15 protein-coding genes are annotated in these 17,198 nt (G+C 60.5%); 7 read left to right on the forward strand and 8 right to left on the reverse strand.

Annotation, left to right across the window (positions count from 1 at the left end):
* Positions 1-105 precede the first annotated feature (105 nt).
* Together CI807_RS10570 and CI807_RS10575 are read right to left on the reverse strand one after the other, a co-directional pair.
* Complete coding sequence (locus tag CI807_RS10570) at positions 106-321, reverse strand: TIGR02450 family Trp-rich protein (RefSeq protein WP_095014639.1); 216 nt, start codon at positions 319-321, stop codon at positions 106-108.
* The gene (locus CI807_RS10575; protein ID WP_095014640.1) at positions 318-1,304 is read right to left on the reverse strand and encodes an NAD(P)/FAD-dependent oxidoreductase; all 987 of its coding nucleotides are present in this window, start codon (positions 1,302-1,304) and stop codon (positions 318-320) included. The genes CI807_RS10570 and CI807_RS10575 overlap by 4 nt, the downstream gene beginning before the upstream one ends.
* A 197-nt stretch (positions 1,305-1,501) precedes the next feature.
* On the opposite strand from CI807_RS10575, the gene CI807_RS10580 reads away from it, so the two are divergent.
* Together CI807_RS10580 and hemH are read left to right on the forward strand one after the other, a co-directional pair.
* Positions 1,502-2,401, forward strand: coding sequence for a TIGR01777 family oxidoreductase (locus tag CI807_RS10580; RefSeq protein WP_095014641.1), 900 nt, complete (start codon positions 1,502-1,504; stop codon positions 2,399-2,401).
* A 14-nt stretch (positions 2,402-2,415) separates the two neighbouring features.
* The gene (gene hemH, locus CI807_RS10585) at positions 2,416-3,438 is read left to right on the forward strand and encodes a ferrochelatase (RefSeq protein ID WP_095014642.1); all 1,023 of its coding nucleotides are present in this window, start codon (positions 2,416-2,418) and stop codon (positions 3,436-3,438) included.
* A 103-nt stretch (positions 3,439-3,541) separates the two neighbouring features.
* On the opposite strand, the gene CI807_RS10590 is transcribed toward hemH, so the two are convergent.
* Entirely contained in the window at positions 3,542-5,638 is a 2,097-nt protein-coding gene (locus CI807_RS10590) for a TonB-dependent siderophore receptor (RefSeq protein WP_095014643.1), read from the reverse strand.
* A gap of 112 nt (positions 5,639-5,750) precedes the next feature.
* Entirely contained in the window at positions 5,751-6,905 is a 1,155-nt protein-coding gene (gene algW / locus CI807_RS10595) for a Do family serine endopeptidase AlgW (protein WP_095014644.1), read from the reverse strand.
* Positions 6,906-7,006: 101 nt separating this feature from the next.
* Here algW and CI807_RS10600 point away from each other — a divergent pair, with 101 nt between their 5' ends.
* The 3 genes from CI807_RS10600 (at position 7,007) to cysN (ending at position 10,727) form a co-directional block, all read left to right on the forward strand.
* On the forward strand, positions 7,007-7,765 hold the full coding sequence (locus CI807_RS10600; RefSeq protein ID WP_095014645.1) for a Nif3-like dinuclear metal center hexameric protein: 759 nt from the start codon (positions 7,007-7,009) through the stop codon (positions 7,763-7,765).
* A gap of 136 nt (positions 7,766-7,901) precedes the next feature.
* Positions 7,902-8,819: a sulfate adenylyltransferase subunit CysD gene (gene cysD / locus CI807_RS10605; protein WP_005784641.1), complete on the forward strand. Its 918-nt coding sequence runs from the start codon at positions 7,902-7,904 to the stop codon at positions 8,817-8,819.
* A 9-nt stretch (positions 8,820-8,828) separates the two neighbouring features.
* On the forward strand, positions 8,829-10,727 hold the full coding sequence (gene cysN / locus CI807_RS10610; RefSeq protein WP_078046804.1) for a sulfate adenylyltransferase subunit CysN: 1,899 nt from the start codon (positions 8,829-8,831) through the stop codon (positions 10,725-10,727).
* A 171-nt stretch (positions 10,728-10,898) separates the two neighbouring features.
* Here cysN and CI807_RS10615 read toward each other — a convergent pair whose 3' ends face one another.
* From CI807_RS10615 to CI807_RS10625, 3 genes are all read right to left on the reverse strand, one after another.
* Positions 10,899-11,792, reverse strand: a complete 894-nt coding sequence (locus CI807_RS10615) for an acyltransferase (RefSeq protein ID WP_095014646.1) — start codon at positions 11,790-11,792, stop codon at positions 10,899-10,901.
* Positions 11,793-13,892 carry a phosphate acetyltransferase gene (gene pta, locus CI807_RS10620; RefSeq protein WP_033896986.1) on the reverse strand — a complete coding sequence of 700 codons (2,100 nt, stop codon included), beginning with the start codon at positions 13,890-13,892 and terminating at the stop codon, positions 11,793-11,795.
* Positions 13,893-13,971: 79 nt separating this feature from the next.
* A complete protein-coding gene (locus tag CI807_RS10625) occupies positions 13,972-14,262 on the reverse strand; it encodes a DUF3565 domain-containing protein (RefSeq protein WP_033896987.1) in 291 nt (96 codons plus the stop codon).
* On the opposite strand from CI807_RS10625, the gene CI807_RS10630 reads away from it, so the two are divergent.
* Complete coding sequence (locus tag CI807_RS10630; RefSeq protein WP_016976314.1) at positions 14,261-14,746, forward strand: peptidylprolyl isomerase; 486 nt, start codon at positions 14,261-14,263, stop codon at positions 14,744-14,746. The two genes, CI807_RS10625 and CI807_RS10630, sit on opposite strands and share 2 nt — an antisense overlap.
* Before the next feature lie 265 nt (positions 14,747-15,011).
* On the opposite strand, the gene rpsT is transcribed toward CI807_RS10630, so the two are convergent.
* On the reverse strand, positions 15,012-15,290 hold the full coding sequence (gene rpsT / locus CI807_RS10640; protein WP_016976313.1) for a 30S ribosomal protein S20: 279 nt from the start codon (positions 15,288-15,290) through the stop codon (positions 15,012-15,014).
* A gap of 253 nt (positions 15,291-15,543) precedes the next feature.
* On the opposite strand from rpsT, the gene murJ reads away from it, so the two are divergent.
* Positions 15,544-17,082: a murein biosynthesis integral membrane protein MurJ gene (gene murJ / locus CI807_RS10650; RefSeq protein WP_095014648.1), complete on the forward strand. Its 1,539-nt coding sequence runs from the start codon at positions 15,544-15,546 to the stop codon at positions 17,080-17,082.
* The last annotated feature ends 116 nt before the right edge of the window (positions 17,083-17,198 follow it).

The following is a 17,198-nucleotide window of genomic DNA, read 5'->3' on the forward strand; positions in this document are numbered from 1 at the left end:
CTCTGCAAGATTCCTGTACAAGATTCAAATCTTGTACAACTAAATCTCATCATAGGTTCGGTGCTGTACAAGTCAAATTATTTGTACAAGTTTTTTGCAGGGCACTTATTTCCAGCCGATTTTCCAGGCGCCATCGTTTTGCAGGGTTTGCCAGGCGCAGCGTTCGGCGCGACGGGTCATGACGGCTTGCAGCTCGATTTCCAGCACCACGCCCTCTTCATCCCGAAACAGTTCGGTGACCAAAAAGTGTTTCTCTTTATTGTGAGGACGAGCTGCTGTCCACTTCGACAGCAGCAATTTTGCGGGATTGATGCGGTTCATTGCAGGTGTTCGATCAAGCGTCGCGCGGCTTCCTGGCCACTGAGCCATGCACCTTCGACCCGGCCCGATAGGCACCAGTCGCCACACACATACAGGCCCAGGTCGGCATCGGCCAGCACGCCGAATTCGTGGCTGCTGGACGGTCGCGCATAGAGCCAGCGGTGCGCCAGGCTGAACGACGGCGCGGGCATGGCGCTGTGCAGCAGTTCGGCGAAGGCGCCGTGCAGGTGCTCGATCACCGCTTCCTTGGGCAGGTCCAGGTGGGCCTTGCTCCACGTGCTGGTGGCGTGCAGTACCCAGGTGTCGAGGTGGGTGTCACGCCCCGGTTTGCTGCGGTTGCGCGCCAGCCAATCGAGGGGGCTGTCTTGCACGAAACAGCCCTCCATCGGTGTATCCAGCGGCTTGTCGAACGCCAGGGCGATGGCCCAGGTTGGGTCCATCTTCACGCCGGCGGCTGCACTGGCCAACTTGGGCGCTGCAGCCAGCAAGGCAGTTGCCTGTGGCGCTGGGGTGGCGATGATCACGTGGCTGAACGGGCCGTGGCTTTCGCCGTCGGCGTCCAGCAGGTTCCAGTGTTGTTTGCCTTGAAACACCTCGGTGATGCGGCACCCGAACTCCACCGGCAGGTCGTCGAGCAGGGCGCGGGTGATCGCGCTCATGCGCGGCGTGCCGACCCAGCGGATCTGTTCATCGGGGGAGGGCGTGAGTTGGCCGGACTTGAAGTTGTACAGTTGGGGTTTCCATTGCTCGGCCCAGCCATTGCTTTGCCAGCGTTGCACTTCGTTGACGAAGCGCCGGTCGCGGGCGGTGAAGTATTGCGCGCCCATGTCCAGGGAGCCGGCATCGCTGCGCTTGCTGGACATGCGGCCACCACTGCCGCGGCTTTTATCGAAGAGTTGTACAACGTGCCCCGCGTCTCGTAACGCTCGGGCGGCGGAGAGACCGGCGATGCCGGTGCCGATGATCGCGATGGGAACAGTCATGGGGGGCCTCGTTTTACCGTTGGGTACAGACTACGCCGACACCAATAGCTGTACAATATTGTTTTTTGGTATAAGTTTTGGCTTACCTGTTCTTACGGCGTGACCTATGGTTAAAGCAGAGGCTTAATCCAACGTCACGCCCGCTGCTTATAAAATAGACTAGCGATGGGCGGCGAACGTTACATGAGGAACATCCCATGCACATTTTGCTGACCGGCGGTACCGGGTTGATCGGCCGCCAACTCTGCCACCACTGGCTTGCGCAGGGTCATCGGCTGACGGTGTGGAGCCGTCATCCGGAACAGGTTGCAAAGCGGTGCGGTGCTCAAGTAGCCGGTGTCGAACGCCTGCAACAGGTTATCGGCCCGGTGGATGCGGTCATTAACCTGGCCGGTGCGCCGATTGCTGACCGCCCGTGGACCCACAAGCGCAAGGCGCTGTTGTGGAGCAGCCGCATCAGTCTTACAGAAACTTTGCTGGCGTGGCTTGAGGGCTTGGAACAAAAACCAGCGGTGTTGATTTCCGGTTCGGCGGTGGGCTGGTACGGCGACGGCGGCGAGCGCGAATTGACCGAAGCCAGCGGCCCGGTGCAGGACGATTTCCCCAGCCAGCTGTGCATTGCCTGGGAAGAAACCGCGCAGCGCGCCGAAGCCTTGGGCATCCGCGTTGTGTTGGTGCGCACCGGTTTGGTGTTGTCGGCCGAGGGCGGCTTTTTGTCGCGGCTGTTGCTGCCATTCAAACTGGCGCTGGGCGGGCCGATCGGCAATGGTCGGCAGTGGATGCCGTGGGTGCATATCAAGGATCAAATCGCCCTGATTGATTTTCTTCTGCACAAGCCTGATGCCAGTGGTCCCTATAATGCCTGCGCGCCACACCCGGTGCGCAATCGCGAGTTTGCGAAAACCCTGGGCCAGGTATTGCACCGCCCGGCGTTCATGCCGATGCCGGCCTTTGCATTGAAGGTGGGCCTGGGCGAGTTGTCCGGCCTGTTGCTGGGCGGGCAGAAGGCGGTGCCCGAACGCTTGCTGGCTGCTGGTTTCACTTTCCAGTTCACTGAGTTGCGTGCGGCCTTGGATGACTTGTCCAGCCGCCTCTAGAGATAGGATGTTGCATGACGGATCACGCGTTGTTACTGGTCAACCTGGGCTCGCCAAAATCCACCTCGGTGGCCGATGTGCGCAGCTACCTCAATCAGTTCCTGATGGACCCTTATGTGATCGACCTGCCGTGGCCAGTGCGGCGCTTGCTGGTGTCGCTGATCCTGATCAAGCGCCCCGAGCAGTCGGCCCATGCCTACGCATCCATCTGGTGGGACGAAGGCTCGCCGTTGGTGGTGCTGAGCCGCCGTTTACAGCATCAGATGACTACGCAGTGGACCCAAGGCCCGGTGGAGTTGGCGATGCGCTATGGCGAGCCGTCCATTGAAAGCGTGTTGACGCGCCTCGCCGCCCAGGGCATTCGCAAAGTGACCTTGGCGCCGTTGTATCCGCAGTTTGCCGACAGCACCGTGACCACGGTGGTGGAAGAAGCGCGGCGTGTGCTGCGCGAGAAAAAACTCGACCTGCAATTTGCCACCCTGCAACCCTTCTACGATCAACCCGAATACCTCGATGCCCTGGTGGCCAGTGCCAAGCCGCACTTGCAGCAGGACTACGATCATTTGCTGTTCAGCTTCCACGGGTTGCCTGAGCGCCATCTGCAAAAACTCAACCCTGGGCATACCTTCGACGGCGCCACCGATTGCTGCGTGAACGCATCCCCTGAAGTGCGTGCCACCTGTTATCGCGGGCAGTGCTTCAGCGTGGCGCGCGACTTTGCCGCGCGCATGGGTCTGCCGGAGGATAAATGGTCGGTGGCCTTCCAGTCGCGGCTGGGTCGAGCCAAGTGGATCGAGCCCTACACCGAAGCGCGCCTGGAAACCCTGGCCCAGCAAGGCGTGAAAAAGCTGCTGGTGATGTGCCCGGCGTTCGTTGCCGACTGCATCGAGACGCTGGAGGAAATCGGCGATCGCGGGCTGGAGCAGTTCCGCGAGGCCGGAGGCGAGGAATTGGTGCTGGTGCCGTGTCTGAATGATGACCCGCAGTGGGCGAAGGCACTGACCACCCTTTGCGAACGGGCACCGCAATCATTGTAGGAGCGAGCTTGCTCGCGAAGGACGTCAACGATAACGCACGCTTCTGAGTTAACGCGGCGCTCTCAGGGTCTTCGTGAGCAAGCTCGCTCCTACAGGCAGGCGTTTAGAGGTTTAGGGTCAAGCTGAGGGTGAGATTGCGCGGCTCACCCGGATTGATCCAATAGTTGCTGTAGGACCGCTCGTAGTACTTCTCATCAAACAGGTTGTTGAGGTTCAAGCCCACCGTGACATTCTCCGTAGCCTTGTAATGGGCCAGCAGATCGACGGTGTGGTAGGCCGGCAACTCGAAATTCGTGCCGGCCTCCCCTGAACGATCGCCCACATAGGTGAACGCCGCGCCCAAGTCTGAGCCGCGCAATGCGCCATCCTGGAACTCATAAACCCCCAACAGACTGCCGCTGCGCTTGGCCACGCCAAGGATGCGGCTGCCGGCCGGAATGGCTTTATCGCCTTTGGTGACTTCGGCGTCGATGTAGGCAAACGCACCAATCACCCGTACGGCATCGGTCACTTGCCCGGTCAGTTGCAGGTCAAAACCCTGGCTGCGCGCCTTGCCCACGGCGCGATTGAGGTTGGTGGCCGGGTCCAGGGTCAGTACGTTTTCCTTTTCGATATGGAAGGCGGCGAGGGTGGCGCTGAGGCGGTCGTCGAACAGCTCGCTCTTGATCCCCACTTCATAGCCCACCCCTTCTTCGGGCTTGAAGGACTTGTTGTTGGCGTCCAGGCCGCTGTTGGGCTTGAACGATGTGGAGGCGTTGGCGAACACCCCCACCTGCGGTGTGAGCTGATACAGCAGGCCGGCGCGTTGGGTAAAGGCGTCGTGGGTCTGCTGGCTCTTGGCATGGTTGCGCGTGAAGTCGTCGATGCTCTGCTCGAAATGCTCGAAGCGCGCACCGACCATACCGCGCAGGCGGTCAGTGAAGATGATCTGGTCCTGCAGGTTCAGCGCGTGGCTTTTGGTCTGTTCGAAGAAGTCGGTACCCGAGCGCGTGCCGTTGGGTTTGGGCTGGCCGTAGACCGGGCGGTAGATATCGATGGCGTACGGGCTGCCGGCAATAGCGGTGACGCGCTCCTTCTTGCGGTAATCCTCGTATTCAGTGCCGACCAGCAATTCGTGCTGCCAACTGCCAATGTCGAACAGGCCGCGCAGTTCCAACTGGGTAATGCTGTCGTGCCAACCCGTCGAGCGTTCGCGGTAGCGGCGGTTGACGGTGTGGCCGTCGGCGTTCAGTGCGCGGTTTTCCGAGGCGTCGCCCCACAGGCTGCCTTGCTTGTAGTGGCTGGCCAGACGCAGTTTCCAGGCGTCGTTGAGGTGGTGTTCGAGGGTCGCCTGAATGCGGTTGTTGTGGTTATCGATATCGCCGTCGTTGGGTTCACCGAGAAAGGTGGAGCGGGATACGCCGGGGGCGTCGACAATGCCACGGTCGAAGGTGGAGCTGTGGCGCACGAATTCGCTTTCCACCAGCAGGCTGGTGTCCGGGTCCAATTGCCAACTGAACGAAGGCGCGACGAATACCCGCTTGCTCTGCACGTGGTCGCGGAAGCTGTGGTTGTCTTCCACCGCCAGGTTGACCCGCGTCAGTACCTTGCCTTCGCTGTCCAGCGGGGTGTTGACGTCCAAGGCGGTGCGATAGCGGTCCCAACTGCCGGCGCTGGTTTGCAGGGTGGTGAAGGCTTCAGGCTGGGGCTTCTTGGTCACGATGTTCACGGTGCCGCCAGGATCGCCACGGCCATACAGGCTGGCGGCGGGCCCTTTGAGCACTTCGATGCGCTCGATGTTCGCCGCGTCCGGTGTGCTCGGGTAGCCACGGTTGGCGCTGAAGCCGTCCTGATAGAACTCCGACGTGGTAAAGCCGCGTACGCTGTATTCGTAGAGGGTCAGGCCGCCAAAATTGTTCTGCTTGGACACGCCGCCGGCAAATTCCAGGGCGCGTTCCACGTTGGTGCTGCCCAGGTCTTTGAGCACCGTGGCAGGAATTATGCTGATGGATTGCGGGATGTCACGAATCGCGGTGTCGGTCTTTGTCGCGCTGGCCGAACGGGTGGCGCGGTAGCCTTTGACGGGCCCGGTGCTGGACTCATAGACGTCGGTGGTGACGCTGATGGCGTCGAGTTCCAGGGTGTTTTCTTCGGCGTAGGCGGGGTCGAGCAGCAAACCCAAGGCCAGGCCAGCCAAGGGGGCGATTCTTCGAGACGGCATGATAGAGCGTTCCAATAGCGATATTGAAACAATATAACATGACCAATGAGAATGAATTGCTTTGAAATATAAGCTTACAGGTGCCCGCGTACGAGCACCTGTGGGTGACGGGTTATTCCTCCTCCTTGACCGGTGCAGGCGGCGGACGCAGCCCGATTTCCGCCAGCAACTTGATCTCTTTGCCGTTGCGCATCACTTGGATCGCCACCTTGTCGGTCGGCTTGATCCGCGCCACCTGGTTCATCGACTTACGGCCATCACCCGCCGGTTCGCCATTGATGCTGAGGATCACATCGCCCAGTTGCAGGCCGGCTTTCTGCGCCGGGCCGTCGCGGAAGATCCCGGCGACCACGATGCCTGGGCGTCCGGTCAAGCCAAACGACTCGGCCAGTTCCTTGCTCAACGGTTGTACTTCAATCCCCAGCCAGCCACGGATTACCTGGCCGTGCTCGATGATCGATTTCATCACTTCCATCGCCAGCTTCACCGGGATCGCAAAACCGATGCCCTGTGAGCCGCCGGACTTGGAGAAAATCGCCGTGTTGATACCGGTCAGGTTGCCATTGGCATCCACCAGCGCACCGCCGGAGTTACCCGGGTTGATGGCGGCATCGGTCTGGATGAAGTCTTCGTAGCTGTTCAGGCCCAACTGATTACGCCCGGTGGCACTGATGATGCCCATGGTCACGGTCTGGCCCACACCGAACGGGTTGCCGATGGCCAGCGCCACATCGCCGACACGCAAGCCATCGGAACGGCCAAGGGTGATGGACGGCAGGCTTTTCAGGTCGATCTTCAGTACCGCGAGGTCGGTTTCCGGGTCGCTGCCCACCACGCGGGCCAGGGTTTCGCGTCCGTCACGCAGGGCCACCACAATCTGGTCGGCGCCGGTGGTCACGTGGTTGTTGGTGAGGATGTAGCCTTCGGGGCTCATGATCACGCCCGAACCCAAGCTGGATTCCATGCGCCGCTGCTTGGGCCCGTTGTCGCCGAAGTAGCGGCGGAACTGCGGGTCTTCAAACAGCGGGTGCGCCGGTTTGTTGATGACCTTGGTCGTATACAGGTTGACCACCGCCGGGGCGGCGATGGTGACCGCGTCGGCATAAGTCACCGGGCCTTGCACCACCGCGCTGGTCTGCGGTGCCTGTTGCAGGTTCACATCCAGGCTGGGCAGGCCCACCAGCTCGGGGTAACGCTGAATGATCAGCATCGCGATCAGCACGCCAGCCAACAATGGCCATCCAAAAAAACGCAGCGCCTTGAGCATCAAGTAAGTCCTGACAGGTTGCAGGGGGCGAGAGAGCGCCCATAATGTCGCGCATTATACGAGGCTGTGACGCCTGCGAACGGGATATTTAGGAGTCTTTTATGGCCGTCCCCCTTACCACCCTCGTCGAGGAAGCGGACCGCTACCTCGGCAGCGCCAAAATTGCCGATTATTGCCCCAACGGCCTGCAGGTCGAAGGTCGCCCGCAAGTGATGCGCATCGTCAGCGGCGTGACCGCAAGCCAGGCCCTGCTGGACGCGGCCGTCGAAGCCCAGGCCGATCTGATCCTGGTGCACCACGGCTATTTCTGGAAAGGCGAAAACCCCTGTATCACTGGCATGAAACAGCGTCGCCTCAAGACGCTGCTCAAGCACGACATCAGCCTGCTGGCCTACCACCTGCCGCTGGACCTGCACCCCGACGTCGGCAACAACGTGCAACTTGCCCGTCAACTCGACATCACCGTCGAAGGCGCGCTGGACCCGAGCAACCCCAAGATCGTCGGCCTGGTCGGCTCCCTCGCCGAGCCCCTGTCGCCCCGTGATTTCGCGCGCCGCGTGCAGGAAGTCATGGGCCGCGAACCGCTGCTGATCGAAGGCAGCGAGATGATCCGCCGTGTCGGCTGGTGCACCGGCGGTGGCCAGGGCTACATCGACCAGGCGATTGCCGCCGGCGTCGACCTGTACCTGAGCGGCGAAGCCTCCGAGCAAACCTTCCACAGCGCCCGCGAAAACGACATCAGCTTCATTGCCGCCGGCCACCACGCCACCGAGCGCTATGGGGTGCAGGCCCTGGGCGATTACCTGGCGCGGCGCTTTGCCTTGGAGCATTTGTTCATCGATTGCCCCAACCCGATTTGAGGGCCAAACCTGGGGGCATATTCATATACCGTTTCGATCTAGCTGGCTCCCTGAATAGAAGCAGGTGCTGTGCTAGCATGCCCCGCTCGAACACGGCCCGCTGGCCGTCCATAAGATCGTTTTTCCGTGAGTAACCATGGTCGACAAACTGACGCATCTGAAACAGCTGGAGGCGGAAAGCATCCACATCATCCGCGAGGTCGCCGCCGAGTTCGACAACCCGGTGATGCTCTACTCGATCGGTAAAGACTCCGCCGTGATGCTGCACCTGGCACGCAAGGCCTTCTTCCCGGGCAAGCTGCCGTTCCCGGTGATGCACGTCGACACCCGCTGGAAATTCCAGGAGATGTACAAGTTCCGCGACAAGATGGTCGAGGAGCTGGGCCTGGACTTGATCACCCACGTGAACCCGGACGGCGTGGCGCAGGGCATCAACCCCTTCACCCACGGCAGCGCCAAGCACACCGACATCATGAAGACCGAAGGCCTCAAGCAGGCGTTGGACAAGCATGGTTTCGACGCCGCCTTCGGCGGTGCCCGTCGCGATGAAGAGAAATCCCGCGCCAAAGAGCGCGTGTACTCGTTCCGCGACAGCAAACACCGCTGGGACCCGAAAAACCAGCGTCCCGAGCTGTGGAACGTCTACAACGGCAACGTCAACAAGGGTGAGTCCATCCGCGTGTTCCCGCTGTCCAACTGGACCGAGCTGGACATCTGGCAGTACATCTACCTGGAAGGCATCCCGATCGTGCCGCTGTACTTCGCCGCCGAGCGTGAAGTGATCGAGAAGAACGGCACGTTGATCATGATCGACGACGACCGCATCCTCGAACACTTGTCTGACGAAGACAAAGCCCGAATCGTCAAAAAGAAAGTACGTTTCCGTACCCTTGGCTGCTACCCGTTGACGGGCGCGGTGGAGTCCGAAGCCGAGACGCTGACGGACATCATTCAGGAAATGCTCCTGACGCGAACTTCCGAGCGCCAGGGCCGTGTCATCGACCACGATGGTGCAGGCTCGATGGAAGATAAAAAACGTCAAGGCTATTTCTAAGGGGCTGTCATGTCGCATCAATCTGATTTGATCAGCGAGGACATCCTCGCCTACCTGGGCCAGCATGAGCGCAAGGAAATGTTGCGCTTCCTGACCTGCGGCAACGTCGACGACGGCAAGAGCACCCTGATCGGGCGCCTGCTGCACGACTCCAAGATGATCTACGAAGATCACCTGGAAGCCATCACCCGCGATTCGAAGAAGTCCGGCACCACCGGCGATGATATCGACCTGGCACTGCTGGTCGACGGCCTGCAGGCTGAGCGTGAGCAAGGCATCACCATCGACGTTGCCTACCGCTACTTCTCCACCGCCAAGCGCAAATTCATCATCGCCGACACCCCCGGCCATGAGCAGTACACCCGCAACATGGCCACCGGTGCCTCCACGTGTGACTTGGCGATCATCCTGATTGACGCGCGTTATGGCGTGCAGACCCAGACCCGTCGCCACAGCTTTATCGCCTCGTTGCTGGGCATCAAGCACATCGTGGTGGCCGTCAACAAGATGGACATCAATGGCTTCGACCAGAGCGTATTCGAGCAGATCAAGGCCGATTACCTGAAGTTCGCCGACGGTATCGCCTTCAAGCCGAGCACCCTGGCGTTCGTACCGATGTCGGCGCTCAAGGGCGACAACGTGGTGAACAAGAGCGAGCGTTCGCCTTGGTACACCGGGCAGTCGTTGATGGAGATCCTCGAAACCGTCGAGATCGCCAACGACCGAAACTACACCGACCTGCGTTTCCCGGTGCAGTACGTCAACCGTCCGAACCTGAACTTCCGCGGTTTCGCTGGCACCCTGGCCAGCGGCATCGTGCACAAAGGCGACGAAGTCGTGGTGCTGCCGTCGGGCAAGAGCAGCCGCGTCAAATCCATCGTCACCTTTGAAGGTGAGTTGGAACACGCCGGCCCAGGCCAGGCCGTGACCCTGACCATGGAAGACGAGATCGACATCTCCCGTGGCGACCTGTTGGTACATGCCGACAACGTGCCGCAGGTAACCGACGCCTTCGACGCCATGCTGGTGTGGATGGCCGAAGAACCGATGCTGCCGGGCAAGAAATACGACATCAAGCGCGCCACCAGCTACGTGCCGGGTTCCATCACCAGCATCGTGCATCGCGTGGACGTGAACACCCTGGCCGAAGGTCCGGCGAGTTCGCTGCAACTGAACGAGATCGGCCGGGTCAAAGTCAGCCTCGACGCTGCCATCGCCCTGGACGGTTACGACAGCAACCGCACCACTGGCGCGTTCATTGTCATTGATCGTTTGACCAACGGCACCGTGGCGGCGGGCATGATCATCGCGCCGCCGGTCACCCACGGCAGCTCGGCGCAACACGGCAAGTTGGCTCATGTGGCCACTGAAGAGCGCGCACTGCGCTTTGGCCAACAACCGGCCACCGTGCTGTTCAGCGGCCTGTCGGGTGCTGGCAAGAGCACCTTGGCCTACGCGGTTGAGCGCAAGCTGTTCGATATGGGCCGTGCGGTGTTTGTGCTGGATGGCCAGAACCTGCGTCACGACTTGAACAAGGGCTTGCCGCAGGATCGGGCCGGCCGTACCGAGAACTGGCGTCGTGCCGCCCATGTGGCGCGTCAGTTCAACGAAGCCGGCCTGCTGACCCTGGCCGCGTTCGTGGCCCCGGATGCCGAAGGCCGCGAACAGGCCAAGGCGCTGATCGGCGCTGATCGTCTGCTGACGGTGTACGTGCAAGCGTCGCCGCTGGTGTGCGCCGAGCGTGATCCGCAGGGCCTGTACGCGGCGGGTGGGGATAACATCCCTGGCGAGTCCTTCCCGTATGACGTGCCGTTGAATGCCGACCTGGTAATCGACACCCAGGCCTTGTCGTTGGAAGAAAGCGTCAAGCAAGTGCTGGAGCTGTTGCGTCAGCGCGGCGCGATCTAACCCTCGCGGCCACAAAAAAGCCCGCCATCGATCACTCGGTGGCGGGCTTTTTTAGGCGGCGAATTCCTGTAGGAGCGAGCTTGCTCGCGAAAAGCCTGAGAGCGCCGCATGCATCCAGAATGCCCGCGTTATCGTTGACGTTCTTCGCGAGCAAGCTCGCTCCTACAGTCCTTAGGCCGGAAAATCAGTGTGCAACTTATCTAGCAGCGCATCCTTGTCTTCCCACAGCTTATTGATCCAACCCTGAAACGCTGTCCGGTATTCCCCATCCTGCTCATAATTCTTGCCAATGAACTCGGCTGGGATCTGCACCTCTTCGAACTGCACGACTACATCCTGCACATTCCCGCACAGCAAATCCCAGTACCCAGGACGCCCAGCCGGATAGTGAATGGTCACGTTCACCAGTGACTTCAACTGCTCACCCATGGCATCCAGCACAAACGCAATCCCGCCAGCCTTGGGCTTGAGCAGGTAGCGAAATGGCGACTTCTGCTGCGCATGCTTGCCCGGGGTAAACCGGGTGCCTTCGGCAAAGTTGAAAATGCCCACCGGGTTGTCGCGGAATTTCGCACAGGTCTTGCGGGTGGTTTCCAGGTCCTTGCCTTTCTTTTCCGGGTGTTTTTCCAGGTAGGCCTTGGTGTAGCGCTTCATGAACGGAAAGCCCAGGGCCCACCATGCCAGGCCAATCACCGGCACCCAGATCAGCTCCTGCTTCAGGAAGAACTTCAGCGGACGAATCCGGCGGTTCAGCACGTATTGCAGCACCATGATGTCGACCCAGCTCTGGTGGTTGCTGGTCACCAGGTATGAGTGCTGATAGTCCAGACCTTCCAGGCCGGTGAGGTGCCAGCGCGTGCGCCGCACCAGGTTCATCCAGCCCTTGTTGTTGGTGACCCAGGCCTCATGGGTGTGGTTCATCAGCCATTCGCTGAAACGCTTGGCAAACGGCAATGCCTTGAATAGCGCGACGATGAACAGGAATGAACACAACAGGATCGTGTTCACTGCCAACAACAACGAAGCGATCACCCCGCGCACGGCGGCAGGTAGAAAATCCAGCATTTAGATATCCATAGGTCGGTTGGCGGCTTGGATCGCGGTGAGCGCGATGGTGTACACGATATCGTCTACCTGGGCGCCGCGCGGCAGGTCGTTGACCGGTTTGCGCAGGCCTTGCAGCATCGGCCCCAGGCTCACGCAGTCAGCGCTGCGCTGCACGGCCTTGTGGGTGGTGTTGCCGGTGTTGAGGTCGGGAAACACGAACACCGTGGCCTTGCCGGCGACCTGGCTGTTGGGCGCCAGTTGCCGCGCGACGTTTTCGTTGGCGGCGGCGTCGTATTGCAACGGGCCGTCGATCAGTAGCGAACTTTGCTGCTCGTGGGCAAGCAGGGTGGCTTCGCGGACTTTTTCCACTTCCTCGCCGCTGGCCGAATCGCCGCTGGAGTAGCTGATCATCGCCACGCGCGGGGTGATGCCGAATGCCGCCGCCGAGTCGGCACTCTGCAAGGCAATTTCCGCCAATTCGGCGGCGCTTGGGTGCGGATTCATCACGCAGTCGCCGTACACCAGCACCTGTTCAGGGAACAGCATGAAGAACACCGACGACACCAGCGTGCAGCCCGGCGCCGTTTTGATCAGCTGCAGGGCAGGGCGGATGGTGTTGGCGGTGGAGTGGATGACGCCGGAGACCAGGCCATCCACTTCATCCAGCGCGAGCATCATGGTGGCGATCACCACGGTGTCTTCCAACTGCTGCTCGGCCATCGGCGCGTTGAGGCTCTTGCTCTTGCGCAGCGCCACCATCGGCTCGACATAGCGTTGGCGAATCAGGTCCGGGTCGAGGATCTCCAGGCCTTCGGGCAACTCGATGCCTTGGGCGCGGGCGACCGCTTCCACGTCCGCCGGCTTGGCCAGCAACACGCAGCGGGCAATGCCTCGCGCCTGGCAGATGGCGGCGGCTTGCACGGTCAGTGGCTCGCTGCCTTCGGGCAATACAATGCGCTTGTTGGCGGCTTGGGCGCGCTGGATCAACTGGTAGCGGAACACCGCTGGCGACAGGCGCATCTCCCGTGGTGTACCGCAACGTTGGTGCAGCCAGCGCGCATCCAGATGGCTGGCGACGAAATCGGTGATGATCTCCGCGCGTTCGCGGTCATCAATCGGGATTTCCTTGTTGAGGCTGTTGAGCTGGTTCGCCGTGTCGTAGGAACCGGTGCTCACCGACAACACCGGCAGCCCGGCCTGGAATGCGCCACGGCACAATTCCATGATGCGCGGGTCGGGCAGGGTGTCGCTGGTCAGCAACAGGCCGGCCAGGGGCACGCCGTTGATCGCGGCGAGGCTGACGGCGAGGATGATGTCGTCGCGGTCGCCGGGTGTCACCACCAGTACGCCGGGCTTGAGCAGCTCCACGGTGTTACGCATGGTACGGGCGCAGATGATGATTTTGGTCATGCGCCGGGTTTCGTAGTCGCCGGCGTTGAGGATCTGTGCGCCCATCAGGTCGGCCACGTCACGGGTGCGTGGGGCGTTGAGTTCAGGCTGGTAGGGAATGCAGCCGAGCAGGCGGAAATCGCCGCTGCGCAACAGGGGCGAATGCTCTTTGAGGCGCGCCGCGAAGGCTTCCATGCTTTCGTCGGTGCGCACCTTGTTGAGGATCACGCCGAGGACTTTCGGGTCTTTGGGGCCGCCGAACAGTTGCGCCTGCAATTCCACACGGCCCGAGAGTTCGGTGAGCACTTCGTTTTCCGGGGCCGAGACCAGGATCACTTCCGCATCCAGGCTCTTGGCCAGGTGCAGGTTGACCCGCGCCGCATAGCTGGCGCTGCGGGTTGGCACCATGCCTTCGACGATCAGCACGTCCTTGCCCACGGCGGCTTGCTGGTACAGCGTGATGATTTCTTCGAGCAGCTCATCGAGTTGGCCGTCGCCGAGCATGCGCTCTACGTGGGCCAGGCCCAGCGGCTGTGGCGGCTTGAGGCCGTGGGTACGCGCCACCAGCTCGGTGGAGCGCTCGGGGCCGGTATCGCCGGGGTGCGGCTGGGCAATCGGCTTGAAGAACCCGACTTTCAGCCCGGCCCGCTCAAGGGTACGCACCAGCCCCAGGCTGATGGAGGTCAGACCCACACCAAAATCGGTGGGCGCGATAAAAAAAGTCTGCATGCGAATTCTCTGAAGGTGCATGGCTTCGGTGAGGTTCTATGGTTGAACGTCTACCGGGAATCAGGCGCCAAGGTTATCGTTATTCGTGTGCTTGCGCACACCAGCCGCAGGCAAAGGGCTGGCCTATTTTTTCAAGGCGTTGCGCGGGGTCGAGTACCCAGGCGCGGGACTGCCAGGGTGGCTGGTGACGCAGGTGTTGGGTGTGGCCGCAAGAGAGCTCGGCGACCCAGTGTTGATCGTCGTCCTGGTGGAACCCAATGATGAAGGATGCCGTTGATCGGTCCCGTCTGTCCGGGTTCTGTTCGCTTTCGGGCAAATCCTTGTTTAGACTTGTCCGTTCTTCATTCTTATGCAAAAGGTCTCGCCCCATGACGATCGCCGCTAACAAGGCTGTCTCCATCGACTATACCCTGACCAACGACGCTGGTGAGGTCATCGACAGCTCCGCCGGCGGCGCGCCGCTGGTCTACCTGCAAGGCGCAGGTAACATCATCCCAGGCCTGGAAAAGGCCCTGGAAGGTAAGAACGTCGGTGATGAACTGACTGTTGCCGTAGAACCTGAAGATGCCTACGGCGAGTACTCGGCCGAACTGGTCAGCACCCTGAGCCGCAGCATGTTCGAAGGCGTTGACGAGCTGGAAGTGGGCATGCAGTTCCACGCTTCCGCGCCGGACGGCCAAATGCAGATCGTGACTATCCGTGACCTGGACGGCGACGACGTGACTGTCGACGGCAACCACCCTCTGGCTGGCCAGCGCCTGAACTTCCAAGTGAAGATCGTTGCTATCCGCGACGCTTCCCAGGAAGAAGTGGCCCACGGCCACGTCCACGGTGAAGGTGGTCACCAGCACTGATTGATGTATTGATCAGTTGCTAGCAAAAACGCCCCGACTGGTTCGGGGCGTTTTTTTTGCCTGCCGATAATCCTTGTAGGAGCGAGCTTGCTCGCGAAAATCGTTAACGATGACGCGGGCATGCGGAATGTACGCGGCGCTCTCTGGTTTTTCGCGAGCAAGCTCGCTCCTACAGTGTGGGCACAAACAAAAATGCCCCGGACCTTTCGGTACGGGGCATTTCTTAACTGTTTCACAACCTGGGTTGCGATGCAGTTGTTACCACTTAGGCTGCAGCAGCGACGCTCAGAGCCTTGATGTGGCCATTCAGACGGCTCTTATGACGAGCGGCCTTGTTCTTGTGGATGATGCCTTTATCGGCCATGCGGTCGATAACTGGCACAGCCAGAACGTAAGCTGCTTGAGCTTTTTCAGCGTCTTTGGTGTCGATGGCTTTAACTACATTCTTGATGTAGGTACGAACCATGGAACGCAGGCTGGCGTTGTGGCTGCGACGCTTCTCAGCCTGTTTTGCACGTTTTTTGGCGGAAGGTGTGTTGGCCACCGTCGAGCTCCTCGAAAGACTTTTTAGGAAATAGCAAACAAAATAGGCCGCGAATCATGCCGATGACTTGATGTGTTGTCAAGGGCGGCTGATGCGAACTGCTGAGTGGTCGATCTGAAGAGGCGGGTGATTTATTTCCGGCGCTTGACCTGTAAACTCGCGAGCTTTGGCTCTGTGCTGTTGCAGGCGCGCAGTATCGCATAAGTAGGCGCTTTGTTCGCCTGCTCTTTATCTAAAGGCGCAAACTCTTTCAATGAATCTGCTCAAATCGTTGGCCGCCGTCAGCTCTATCACGATGATCTCCCGGGTTCTGGGGTTTGTACGCGACACGCTGCTGGCGCGCATTTTCGGCGCCAGCATGGCCACGGATGCCTTCTTTATTGCCTTTAAACTGCCCAACCTGCTGCGGCGGATCTTCGCCGAAGGCGCGTTTTCCCAGGCCTTCGTGCCGATCCTGGCCGAATACAAGACCCAGCAGGGCGAAGAAGCCACCCGCACCTTTATTGCTTACGTTTCGGGCCTGTTGACCCTGGTGTTGGTGCTGGTGACCGTGCTCGGCATGCTCGCCGCGCCCTGGGTGATCTGGGCCACGGCGCCCGGTTTTGCCAATACCCCGGAAAAATTCGCGCTGACCAGCGACCTGTTGCGCGTGACCTTTCCTTATATATTGCTCATCTCCCTGTCATCACTGGCCGGTGCGATCCTCAATACCTGGAACCGTTTCTCGGTGCCGGCCTTTGTGCCGACCCTGCTGAACGTCAGCATGATCATCTTCGCGCTGTTCCTTACGCCCTACTTTGATCCACCGGTGATGGCCCTGGGCTGGGCGGTACTGGCCGGCGGCCTGGCGCAATTGCTCTACCAACTGCCGCACCTGAAAAAGATTGGCATGCTTGTCTTGCCGCGCCTGAACCTCAAGGACACCGGCGTATGGCGCGTGATGCGCAATATGCTGCCAGCGATCCTCGGTGTGTCGGTCAGCCAGATTTCCCTGATCATCAATACCGCGTTCGCCTCGCTGCTGGTCTCAGGCTCGGTGTCGTGGATGTACTACGCCGACCGCCTGATGGAATTGCCGTCCGGCGTGCTGGGCGTGGCGCTGGGCACGATTCTGCTGCCAACCCTGGCGCGCACTTACGCCAGCAAGGATCGCCAGGAGTATTCGCGCATCCTCGATTGGGGGTTGCGCCTGTGCTTTGTGCTGGTGCTGCCATGTGCGCTGGCGCTGGGGATCCTGGCCGAACCGTTGACCGTGTCGCTGTTTCAATACGGTCAGTTCGATGCCCATGACGCCTTGATGACCCAGCACGCGCTGGTCGCCTATTCCGTCGGGCTGCTCGGCATCATCGTGATCAAAGTGCTGGCTCCCGGCTTCTATGCCCAGCAAAACATCCGTACGCCGGTGAAAATCGCGATTTTCACGCTGATCGTCACGCAACTGCTCAACCTGGTGTTTATCGGACCGCTGGCCCACGCCGGCCTGGCGCTGGCGATCAGTGCCGGTGCGTGCATCAACGCCGGGCTGTTGTTTTACCAATTGCGTAAGCAGCAGATGTTCCAGCCGCAGCCAGGCTGGGGCCTGTTTGCCCTCAAGTTGCTGGTGGCGGTGGCCATGATGTCGGCCGTGCTGCTGGGCCTGATGCACTTCATGCCGGCATGGGATGAAGGCCATATGCTGGAGCGCTTCATGCGTCTTGGCGTGCTGGTCGTCGCGGGCGTGGTGGTGTACTTCGGGATGTTGCTGCTGCAAGGCTTCCGCCTGCGGGATTTCAATCGCAAGTCCCTGGGTTAGAGAGTTTGCCGCGATAAAACGGTTGTTTTATCGATTCGATCCATTTGGCCTGTGCTGTTGCCTGTCGTCCGGGGCCGGGTGTGGTTATAATCGACCACTTTATGAGCAAGAAGCGC

Source organism: Pseudomonas sp. NS1(2017) (genome assembly GCF_002269425.1).
Taxonomy (GTDB): Bacteria; Pseudomonadota; Gammaproteobacteria; order Pseudomonadales; family Pseudomonadaceae; genus Aquipseudomonas; species Aquipseudomonas reactans.